This is a genomic window from Synergistaceae bacterium, assembly GCA_017443945.1.
In the GTDB taxonomy this organism is placed as follows: domain Bacteria; phylum Synergistota; class Synergistia; order Synergistales; family Aminobacteriaceae; genus JAFUXM01.
Genome location: JAFSXS010000093.1, coordinates 46,703 through 57,800, shown reverse-complemented (window position 1 = coordinate 57,800; position 11,098 = coordinate 46,703). Strand labels below are relative to the sequence as shown.

10 protein-coding genes and 4 tRNA genes are annotated in these 11,098 nt (G+C 41.2%); 6 read left to right on the top strand and 8 right to left on the bottom strand.

What is annotated here, in order from left to right; all coding sequences use genetic code 11:
• Nucleotides 1–302: 302 nt before the first annotated feature.
• Entirely contained in the window at nucleotides 303–986 is a 684-nt protein-coding gene (locus IJT21_09700) for a hypothetical protein (protein ID MBQ7578522.1), read from the bottom strand.
• Between the two features lie 91 nt (nucleotides 987–1,077).
• Here IJT21_09700 and IJT21_09695 point away from each other — a divergent pair, with 91 nt between their 5' ends.
• Nucleotides 1,078–1,293, top strand: coding sequence for a hypothetical protein (locus IJT21_09695; protein ID MBQ7578521.1), 216 nt, complete (start codon nucleotides 1,078–1,080; stop codon nucleotides 1,291–1,293).
• Here the strand turns inward: IJT21_09695 and IJT21_09690 are convergent.
• Nucleotides 1,290–2,507, bottom strand: coding sequence for a hypothetical protein (locus IJT21_09690; GenBank protein MBQ7578520.1), 1,218 nt, complete (start codon nucleotides 2,505–2,507; stop codon nucleotides 1,290–1,292). The genes IJT21_09695 and IJT21_09690 overlap by 4 nt on opposite strands.
• Nucleotides 2,508–2,560: 53 nt before the next feature.
• A complete protein-coding gene (locus IJT21_09685) occupies nucleotides 2,561–3,265 on the bottom strand; it encodes an amino acid racemase (protein ID MBQ7578519.1) in 705 nt (234 codons plus the stop codon).
• Between the two features lie 111 nt (nucleotides 3,266–3,376).
• On the opposite strand from IJT21_09685, the gene IJT21_09680 reads away from it, so the two are divergent.
• From IJT21_09680 to IJT21_09660, 5 genes are all read left to right on the top strand, one after another.
• Entirely contained in the window at nucleotides 3,377–4,891 is a 1,515-nt protein-coding gene (locus IJT21_09680) for a carbon starvation protein A (GenBank protein ID MBQ7578518.1), read from the top strand.
• Between the two features lie 9 nt (nucleotides 4,892–4,900).
• Nucleotides 4,901–5,119: a heavy-metal-associated domain-containing protein gene (locus IJT21_09675; protein MBQ7578517.1), complete on the top strand. Its 219-nt coding sequence runs from the start codon at nucleotides 4,901–4,903 to the stop codon at nucleotides 5,117–5,119.
• Nucleotides 5,120–5,245: 126 nt separating this feature from the next.
• On the top strand, nucleotides 5,246–6,235 hold the full coding sequence (locus IJT21_09670; protein ID MBQ7578516.1) for an ABC transporter ATP-binding protein: 990 nt from the start codon (nucleotides 5,246–5,248) through the stop codon (nucleotides 6,233–6,235).
• An 18-nt stretch (nucleotides 6,236–6,253) separates the two neighbouring features.
• Complete coding sequence (locus IJT21_09665; GenBank protein MBQ7578515.1) at nucleotides 6,254–8,116, top strand: iron ABC transporter permease; 1,863 nt, start codon at nucleotides 6,254–6,256, stop codon at nucleotides 8,114–8,116.
• A 209-nt stretch (nucleotides 8,117–8,325) separates the two neighbouring features.
• Nucleotides 8,326–9,246 (top strand): hypothetical protein, encoded by a 921-nt coding sequence (locus tag IJT21_09660; GenBank protein ID MBQ7578514.1) that lies wholly within the window; start codon nucleotides 8,326–8,328, stop codon nucleotides 9,244–9,246.
• Between the two features lie 153 nt (nucleotides 9,247–9,399).
• Here IJT21_09660 and IJT21_09655 read toward each other — a convergent pair.
• The 5 genes from IJT21_09655 to IJT21_09635 all read right to left on the bottom strand — a co-directional run bounded on the left by IJT21_09655 (nucleotide 9,400) and on the right by IJT21_09635 (nucleotide 11,087).
• A tRNA-Gly gene (locus IJT21_09655) sits at nucleotides 9,400–9,474 on the bottom strand.
• A gap of 33 nt (nucleotides 9,475–9,507) precedes the next feature.
• Nucleotides 9,508–9,583, bottom strand: a tRNA-Phe gene (locus IJT21_09650).
• A 24-nt stretch (nucleotides 9,584–9,607) separates the two neighbouring features.
• Nucleotides 9,608–9,685: transfer RNA gene (locus IJT21_09645), tRNA-Asp, on the bottom strand.
• Nucleotides 9,686–9,701: 16 nt separating this feature from the next.
• Nucleotides 9,702–9,776, bottom strand: a tRNA-Val gene (locus tag IJT21_09640).
• 54 nt (nucleotides 9,777–9,830) lie between these two features.
• Nucleotides 9,831–11,087, bottom strand: a complete 1,257-nt coding sequence (locus IJT21_09635) for a 3-deoxy-D-manno-octulosonic acid transferase (protein ID MBQ7578513.1) — start codon at nucleotides 11,085–11,087, stop codon at nucleotides 9,831–9,833.
• Nucleotides 11,088–11,098: the final 11 nt, after the last annotated feature.

The window sequence follows — 11,098 nt, the reverse complement described above, 5'->3', positions numbered from 1 at the left end:
GGCGGGTGGGCAGAACGAATTATATAAGCGCGATAAAATTTTTGCATTGATCTGGATATAACAAATTAAGTGCGTTGACTATATTATATTGTGCAAATATATTTATGCTATAATCCTTCAAGACTTCGCAGAAAAAATTTTATAACAATTCCCGGAAAAATAAATATTACAACTACATTTGCAACTACAAAAACTTTAAAATTTTTCAGCACTCGCAATTATTCACGGAGAAAAAATTTTTAGTAAGCACAAAAAAACTCCGCCGCAAATTTTCTACGACGGAGCAAAAATTTTTGAGTCAATTAATAGTACTGTATATTTTCTTCTTTGTCCATGATAACGACGCAATCATCTTCTACACGTCTTAATACTTCGACCATTACACTTTCAGGAATTGCAACGCTGCCGCCGGTATATTTGCGTGTTGTGTAGCAGTGAAGGAAAATTGCGCTGCCTCTGTTGGGTTTGCCTAATGGATTCCAGCTGATATTAAGCGCATATCTGTACGCCATATTGTAATCGATTATATGCTCACTCTTGCTGATCTCGAAATCTGTATAATCGTTCGTTGATACAAATTGATTATAAAGCAGCGAGTCCGAGTCTCCGTTCCAGTAGTCAGCCTCATCAACTTTTGTGTAATCGACTTGAGTTCCGCTTGGAGCTCTATTAATTCCGAACGCCTTTGTAAATCTAAATTCGCCGCAGGGAGTTTTTCCATCGCCTTCGACTTTTTTGCCCCAACCATTTCTGCCGATAAACGCATGACAAGAAATAACTTCATGCCATCTATCGCCGTCTTTCTCGTGCATGGTAAAACTTGCGCCTCTTCCTTGATTATCAGGACAGCCCGAAATAATTATTACTTGTGTTGCATCCTGAACAGCAGTAAGCGAATAAAGCCATCTCGGTGAGGGGGTAACATCAGCAAAGGCAAGAGAAGCAATGCACAACGACAACACAACAGCTAAAAAAATTTTACGCATAAAAAAACGCCTCCTTGATAAATATAAATAACTTGACTTGTACGGAATTAAAAAATTGCTATTATGATAATATAAAAGGGGAGAATAAAAAATGTCAAATATACCTAGAGAAAATATTTTACGTGAAAGAATGTCGCGGGTAAAAGAAGTAAAAAATTTCAGGCTCGAACAGCTTGACAAAGATTATTTTGTGATTCAAGTTTTGCCCGAACCTGACTCTGAAGTGCGCGGTATAAAAGGTTCTGTGCTTGACGCTCTTGTTGATGTTTACGGGATAAAAGCGTATTACGAGATAAATATTATTTAATCGTCATCATCGTCGTCGTAATCGTCATTGTATGCGCGCTCGCGTTCTTCTTTCTTTTTGCGCATATATTCAGCGAAAAATGACCAGAATACCGAGATAGCCAGCCCTATTGTAGAATTAATTATAACCATTCTGGTGCGTTGAGGGCCGAATCTTGCATCAGGCGGGTATGCATAATCTATTACAGAAATTGAGGCCATGTCGTTTGCTTCGGTAAGTTTTGCGCTTTCATACTGTCTTAGCATGAGTTCATATTTTGCAGTCGCGAATTGTAATGCTCGTGCGTAACGGTTATATTCCCGTCCGAGTTCAGGAACGCGCCTCATTGACAAGACATCGCTTGATAGTAGATTACTGCTTCTTCGTGTTGAATCAGAAATTTTTTGTTGTTCTTCGAGGCTCTGTAACTCACGTCTCATTGCGTCTAGTTGTGATTGAGCTAGTTTTAATTGCGGGTTATCTTTTCTTGCATAGCTTTTCAACGAAGAAACTTCCACATTTTTGGCTGCTACTTGCTTTCTTAGATCATTTATTGCATTAATCAACGCGCTAGTTTGCGAGTCTAATACTACAACACCGCTTCTTTGCTGATAATTAATCATTGCGTCTTCTGCGTCGTTTAATTCTTTCTGAGCCTGGATTAATTGTCCCTCGAAGAATTCGCGTTTTTTCTGGGCACTTGCTACGGACATATCATGCAATTTATTTTGCAGTTCGTCTACAAAGGCGTTTGCGATGTCGGCTGCTTTCTGGGGGTCTAGTGCGATATAAGAAATTGTTATTATTCCGCTTCCAAAAACTTCTGATGCTTGAAGTCCTCCGAGTACGGCTTTTCTCATTTCTATTCTTGAGTCGGCGCTGGCTTCTCCCATGAGATTAAATCTATCAATAATTGCATCGGCGACAGAATCAGATCTTAGAATCCCTAATAATAACGCTCCTCCGCTGCCCCTTGAGGACATTCCCATAAAATCAGCGAGACCTCCCAAACTTGCAGCTAAACCCTCGATTCTAGATGCTGTTTGCTGAGGGATTATTTTGCAGTCGGCTTTATAAGTAAACGGTGCGAGAAGTGCTCGGATAACAGCAACAATGCCGAATAACATCGTAACAATTATGATAAAAAATTTTCTGCGCCATAAAATATTAATTATGTCAAATAATGATAATTCGTCCTCGTAGCGTTCCTGCTCTTTTTCTCTATTATGAGGCATTGTATTAAATCAAATCCTTTCGAGAAATAAAATTTTTCCGTGTGATTATAGCATTACAGCTCGTATAAAACACGAATGCACGCGTTACTAAGAGATTGCAAGCTAGAAACTTGTTTATCATCAGGAAGTCCCGACACGGCATAAGCTAACGGGATTTCAGTGCAGCCCATTGTAACAGGCACATTACGTTCACGCCATAATTGATTTACTGTATCGCGTAAAAGTTCACCGGCTGTGTGCAGATCTCCGGCTTTAACGAGTCTTATGCATGATTGAATATTATTTTGCTGTTCCCGCGATGGTCTCAAGAAGTGATAATTCAATTTTTCCGCGCAGGTCTGGTAAATTAAACTTTTTATCGTCCCGTCAGTAGCTAATAACCACGAACAATTACCCTGACTCAATTCTCTAGCAGCTTCGACAGTTGACTCCACAATATGAATCAGCGGTACGGGCAAATCTTTTCTGAATCTGTCAATAAAATAATGTGCGGTGTTGCAGGGCACGGCGAGTAAATCTGCTCCCCATTCCGCGAGCTTAAATAAATTTTTCCTGATAACCGGTTCAGGATCAGGGCCGAGTCCCATAAGGCCGTCGCTTCTGTCTGGAGTCTCTGGATCTGAGAGCATTATAATTTTCGGGTGCTGAGAATCATTTTTTGCGGGTGAGTCTTTGGCCAAGATTCTAAGAAATTCAGCACATGCAGCGGGGCCCATTCCTCCGAGAACGCCTAAAGTTTTCACAGGTTTTGACAGCATGATAAATAAACCTCCTTAATTTACGTAATTAATATACTTGCTTTAAATCGCGAATCGACTAAAATTTTATAAATACAATATATCATATTTTATGAAGGGAGAAATTATTTCATGTATTCGTTTTTGGGCGGACTTGTAATATTAGTTCTCGGCTATATGATTTACGGTTTTATCGTTGATAAGATTTTCGGGCCTGACGACAGAAAGACTCCTTGCGTTGAACATCCGGACGGCGTTGACTTTGTGCCGATTTCAGCGGGAAGAGCGTTTTTGATTCAGCTTCTCAACATTGCGGGACTTGGGCCGATATTTGGTGCATTATCCGGAGCGATTTGGGGGCCTCAGGTTGATTTATGGATTGTATTCGGAACAATTTTTGCCGGTGCTGTTCACGATTATTTAGTGGGTATGCTTTCAGTCAGGAACGACGGCGCGAGCGTTTCAGAAATTACCGGAAAATATTTAGGCGGCTTTATGCTTCAAATTATGCGTGTATTTTCTGTTGTATTGCTCGTAATGGTCGGAGTTGTCTTCATGGTCGGTCCTGCAGGTTTGCTCGCGAAATTATTTGTTCAGGGTACAAGCGCAGTTTCCGGCAGTGCATCAGCTGCTACAAGTTTATGGGGCTATAGTGTTGCTGAATGGACAAAAATTTTAACGATTGTAATACTTGTTTATTATTTCCTCGCGACTCTTCTTCCTATTGATAAAGTAATCGGAAAAATTTATCCGTTGTTCGGGCTTTGCTTAATTTTCATGGCAATAGGAATCGGCGGCGTTACAGTCATGAATCACGTAAACGGAGTCAAGCCCATGATTGAAGTATGGGAAGGACTTTACAACATGCACCCTGACGCAGCAAATCAGCCTATTTGGCCGTTAATGTTCATCACAGTTGCATGCGGTGCTATTTCGGGATTCCATGCGACTCAGTCTCCGTTAATGGCTCGCTGCTTGACTTCAGAGCGTAAAGGAAGATTTGTATTTTACGGTGCAATGGTTGCAGAAGGTATTATCGCATTAATATGGGCTTCAGCAGGTATAGCATTCTACAACACAGGAACGGGCGGCGAGTTCTCAACAGCAGCACTTGCAGCAATAAAGGGCGGTAACTCTAACTCAGTCTACGAAATTTCAATTGGTTTGCTTGGCCCCGTAGGAAGTATTCTCGCGATTTTGGGCGTTGTTGCATGTCCGATTACTTCAGGAGATACAGCTTTCAGAAGTGCAAGATTAACAATTGCTGACTGGTTCAAGATTGATCAAAAAGGTTTTGCGCCTCGTTTGATTCTTGCAGTGCCGTTACTTGCAGCAGGATATTTTATTTCGTTAGCTGATTACACGATCGTATGGCGTTATTTCTCATGGTCGAATCAGACTCTAGCAATGATCGCATTATGGGCGGGAGCTGTTTATCTTTGCAGGAACGTAGCACCCGGACGCGGATTTATTGCGGCAATTCCGGCTACTTTCATGAGCGCAGTAAGTGTTACATATTTCTGTATTGCTCCTGAATGTTACTTAATGCTTGACAGAACTCTTGCTTATGGAATCGGAATCGGTGTTGCAGTATTATTCTGCCTGATTTATTTATTCAAAGTTTATTTCCCTGCAACAAAAAAGTAGGCCGTAATCATGATTAAAAAATTAATTCACATTGACGGAATGGGCTGCCAAAATTGCGTTAAACACGTTCACGAGGCATTAACGAATCTTGAGTCAGTTATTGAAGCTGAAGTGAGTCTTGAGAAAAACTCGGCACTTATCACACTTTCGGGCGACATAGACGACTCAGAAATTATTAACGCAATCGATGAGGCAGGCTACGACGTAACAAAGATCGAAGCAGCATAATTGAATCTCAAAAATTTTACGGGTTCTGCGTTTTTTGCGCGGGACTCGTTTTTTATTTGCAAACTACCGGTCTTATGAAATATTATGTGCTATGATAAATTAAAAACTTTCAGGAGGTGTCAAATCGTGATAAAGCTGAACAACATTTTTGTAAAGTTTGACCAGTTCGAGGCTCTTCGCGATATCAACGTTCATGTAAAAGAAGGACAGTTCTACACGTTTTTAGGCCCATCAGGCTGCGGAAAGACTACAACATTACGCACGATAACGGGTTTTATTGAGCCTTCGTCGGGAAGTGTTTTAATGCGCGGTCAAGATATTACACACGTCCCAATCGAGAAACGCAATATCGGAATCGTTTTCCAGTCTTACGCACTTTTTCCTACAATGACAGTGTATGATAATATCGCATTCGGACTCAAGATAAAGAAGTTGAGCAAGCCCGAAATTAAGCAAAAAGTTACGGAAATTGCAGAAAAAGTTGACTTAACCCCCGAACAATTGCAAAAAGCAGTGAGTCAGCTTTCAGGAGGCCAGCAGCAAAGAGTCGCAATCGCCCGCGCACTTGTTACAGAACCTGTAATTATCTGCATGGACGAGCCTTTATCGAATCTCGACGCAAAATTAAGAGTCCAGCTCCGCAACGAACTCAAGAAAATGCAGCGCGAATTTGGCATCACTACAATTTACGTGACTCACGATCAGGAAGAAGCATTGACTCTCTCCGACTGCATATCAGTATTCAACAAAGGCGTAATCGAGCAGACAGGAACACCCAACGAAATTTATAATCACTCAAGCACGGAATTTGTAGCAAACTTTATCGGCGACATTAACAAACTCGAACCTCATATAACGAGCACGCTAAATCTCCCGTCAAATCAGAATCATTTTATCAGGCTTGAGAGAATAAGAGTCAATAACGAGTCAGACACAGGCTTTGACGGCACAATCGAGTCAGAAGAATATTACGGGCTTTACATCAAATATTATATCCGCACAGAAGGCCAAGTCTTGAAGGTAATCGAGAAAAACGACGGAATCAACCTTTACAGCACGGGCGACTCAGTGAAAGTTATAATCAACCCGTCCGACATCATGAGCTATCACGCTTAATAAAAGGGGTGACTCTCAATGCAGAAAAATAACACTTTCGACGCAGGATTTATCGCAAAAGTTTTCGGACTCGCGCTATTTCTATATTTATTTCTGGGATTTATGGTCATGCCGTGTTTGAATACTTTAACGTCAATTTTTACGACCAATAATGACCCTCTTGCAGTCATAAAATTTTTCATGGCCGGAACTATGCCGCTTTTTGTGTGGAACTCGCTTAAACTTGCAATTTGTCTTGTCATTACAGTAAATATCGTCGGAATTAGTATCGTACTCTTAACCGAATATTTTGACATCAAAGGCGCGTCAATTTTGCGAATGGGTTATATGACGACATTAATTTATTCGGGCGTGGCACTGGTTACGGGCTATCAATTTTTATACGACACAAACGGAATGATGACGACTTGGCTGGCTCAAATTTTCCCGCATATGAATCGTCAATGGTTTTCGGGCTTCAACGCTGTATTATTCACAATGACATTTGCATGTACGTCAAATCACGCGTTATTTCTGCGCAACGCCATTAGAAATATAGATTACAACACAGTCGAGGCAGCTAGAAATTTGGGTGCGAGTCCCTTCAAAGTTTTATTCCGCGTTGTAATGCCGACTCTTTTGCCTACTTTATTTTCACTAACTGTAATGACATTTATAACGGGACTTTGTGCGATGTCAGCACCGACTCTGTTAGGTTATAATTCAATAAATCCCGAAATAGTGAGATTAGCAGGTTCAAGCGCAGCAGATGAGTCATTTCCTCAGGCACGTGCGGCACTCTTGAGCGTGATACTTGCGATGTTCACGATTATATTATTAAGCGTCCTGAATCACTATGAGCGCAAGGGGCATTATTTATCGGTCTCGAAGACTAAAGCAAAACTCGTGAAGCAAAAAATTAACAGCCCGTTCTGGAATGTAACAGCACATCTTTACGCGTATATATTATTTGTGATTTACATGACTCCTGTTGTAATGATTGTCTTGTTCTCGTTCCAGAATTATCCGGCAATAAGAAGTAAAATGCTGAATCTAACTGACTGGACGTTCATAAATTATTTCGGCACGCAAAATTATGAGTACATGACATCACGAGGCAGATTAAGGACTCGAATCGGTTCAATTTCGGGAGTATTCTCAAATTCTGACGCGGTCGGGGGCATAAGACTTTCATTTATTATGTCTGCTGTAGCTGCTGCACTTGCCTGCGTTATAGTAGTGCTTGCGGTCTCGTACATTTTCAAGAATCGCAACAAGAAACGTGCATTAATTACAGAAAGCTGCTTATTATTTCCGTGGCTGTTACCTACGATTTTAATATGCTACTCGTATAGAATATTTTTTAATCGCGAAGTCTGGTATGTGTTCGGGAATAATTTATACTGGCGTGAAAACGTGAGATTCTTAATAATAATGGCGTATACAGTTACAAAATTGCCGTTTGCCTTGAGAATGATCAAAGCAGCATTTTACGCGATAGATGACGAACTTGAGGACGCAGCAAAAAATTTAGGAGCTTCACCGGTTTATACGTTCTTGAAAGTGAAATTGCCGATTATATTGCCGAGTGTGTTAGCTGTATTTGCGTTAAATTTCAATGCATTATTTACAGAATACGATATGGGCGCGACGTTTCAATCATCGTACGGGAAGACCTACGCAATGATAATACAAAATATGACAATGGAAGAAGGCCGGGAGGGCTATAACATAAATGCGTCTGGGCGGCGTTGTGCGTCGACAGTGTTTATCATGATAGTTTCGGGGATAATTCTTTATTTAGTCTATGGCGTGGGAGCAAGGGATCTCGGCGAAAGATTAGAAGCGCGTAAAAAATGGCGTAAACGTTGGGCAAGACTCACAGGCAAGAAAACAGAATAAATGTGTGATATACTTACATGGAATTCATAAAATGAAAGGATTGACAGAATTGAAGCAAAATTTGTATAATAACTTGTGGCTCGTGCGGATTCTGTCCTCTCAAATTCCCATTTAATACACAGAAATTCTAACAATTTTTCACGAATAAATTTGCGTCCGTGTGATTCGTGCACGGGCGTTTTTATGTGTACAGAGAGGCGGGATCGTTCATGATTAAAGCTGCACTCAAGAAAGCACGGCATTTTATTAGGACTCATTTAATCGACAACTCAAAATTTTTAACGAGTCTCAATCAACGCAGAATCAAACGTGCAGAAGAAACCGCATATCTCCGACTTCAAAGAATGACTTACGCGCAAATCGAGCAAGCAATCGGCGAGCAATATCAAAAAATTTTCAATCGCAAATTAAACTGGGACGCCCCGCAGACTTACAACGAAAAAATTAACGTCGCAAAAGTTTACATGCCCACTCCAGAAAAAACTAGACTCGCAGATAAATATATCGTCCGTGAATGGATACGCGATAAACTAGGCGAGCAATATTTAATCCCGCTTTATGGAATTTATGACTCATTTGATGAGATCGATTTTAACTCATTGCCGGATAAATTTGTTATTAAGTGCAATCATGACTCGGGGAGCGTTACTCTTGTACATGATAAAAGCAAAATAAATATTTCTGAACTAAAGAAAAAATATGATGCTTTAATCAAGAGAAATTATGCTTGGCTTGGCTGGGAGATGCATTATCGCGATATTAAGCCGAAAATTTTAATCGAGAAATTTATGGATGAAGCAGCAATTAATGATTATAGATTTTTTTGTTTTGATGGTATCCCGTATTATTGTGCTATTGATTTTCACAATGAACAACACAACATAAGTGAACGAAATTTTTATAATATGAACTGGGAATTACAGCCATTCGGTTTAGGTTATCCCACTCATAACGCAGAAGTTCACCAACCTGAAAATTTTGACGAAATGAAAAAAGTTGCTGCGAAATTGTGCGAGGGTTTACCGCATGTTAGAGTCGATTTATATTCGATTGGCGGTAAAGTATATTGCGGTGAGATGACATTTACACATGCAAACGGAACACAAAAATTTAACACCAGACGAATATGATTACAAGCTCGGTGCATTATGGCCGTTCGATAATTCTTTGAGGCAAAAAATTTTAATGCAACATTCCCGCCCTGATTTTGACTTCACGACATTATAGCGCACAAATAAACCCGGACACTTGATCCGGGTAATATACTCTATATCACAAAAAAATGGAGCGGAAGACGGGATTTGAACCCGCGACCCCAACCTTGGCAAGGTTGTGCTCTACCCCTGAGCTACTTCCGCATTGTAATAATTATATTTATTTATTGTTCACACTGGTGGCGGGACCCAGAGTTGAACTGGGGACACGCGGATTTTCAGTCCGCTGCTCTACCAACTGAGCTATCCCGCCTCACACTTTGCGATTTATATTTTATGGCGGGGCCGACGAGACTTGAACTCGCGACCTTCGGCGTGACAGGCCGACACTCTAAACCGACTGAGCTACGACCCCGCGTTTTATAAATCTCTGGTGGGCGAAGCAGGGTTCGAACCTACGACCCCCTGCGTGTAAAGCAGGTGTTCTACCGCTGAACTATCCGCCCGGCTTTCGTCGAACACAAAGCGTATTTTACTATTGAGCGTTGATTCTGTCAAATTTAAATTTGAGATTCTATTTGCTGCCAAGTTTTATCTGCTGCCCCGCCTAGTGTCTTGAAGTAATCAGCGCAATTCTTCAGTGCTTGTTTTACGTTTTCGGGATTAATTGACTCTTCCCATGTACGCGCAAGCTCTAAATCATTATGCACGCAGAAAGCCGCACCCATTGAGTCCATTCGTTCTGTGTCGGGAAAATCTGACATGCTCGGCCCGTGAATCGCAGGAAGTCCAAATAAAGCCGGTTCAAATGGATTCTGGCCGCCCTTGTTGACGAGACTTCCTCCGACAAAAACTGAGTCAGAAGCTGCATACAAATCAAATAGCACGCCGATTCTATCAACGACTATTACATCATAATTATTATTTTCCCGTTCGATTCGTGAAAGTAATTCCGCCTTCAAATCGCTATAAGGCAGTACAGACGCAACTGTCATTAAAGCGCGTTCAGGGTGTCGGGGAACTATTGCGAGTCTCGCGTCAGGAAATTTTTTGCGCAGGCTTCTGAATGCAGCGATAACTACATCGTCTTCGCCTTGATGAGTGCTCCCAGCTGTGAATAACGGCGAGTCAGAACTTTTCTTGAGCCACCGCCATTTTTCCGGGTCTGCTGATTTGCGGCGATCTAAAAGCGCGTCAACTTTGCAATCTCCTGTTACAATAATTTTTTCTTCAGGGACTCCAAGCTCTAAAAATTTTCTCTTGTCATCGTCGAATCTGACCATTAATTTATTCAAGCACTCAAGCACACCTTGCCAGAAATATTTTGTACGTCTCAATCTCGCAAAACTTTTCTCCGAGAGTCTCCCGTTTGCCAAGAATGCCGGAATATTACGCGCCTTTAACTGATATAACATTTCCGGCCATAATTCCGTCTCCATTGTGATATAAGCGCATGGGTTGATATTTTCTATTGCACGCGAGACAAATTTTTTTGCGTCAAATGGGCTGTAAATGATCTTGTCAACAATGTCGCTTAAAAGATTTTGCGCTGTCTCACGGCCTGTAGCTGTTACTGTTGAAATTATGCAGGGACGGGGATTCTTGTTCTTTATGCGCCGAATTAATGAGCTTGCCGACTGAACTTCACCGACTGAGACCGCGTGAACCCATATAGGTTTTTGCGAAATATTTTCAACTTGGCCGAGACGTTCTGAAATATCGCCTTTATATTTGCGCTTGAGAATTTGCAGCCCTCCGAGATTAAAAAATGTGCTGACTAATGAGCGGTATAATGCAAATCCTGCGTGCCACGTCATAAACGAGTTAC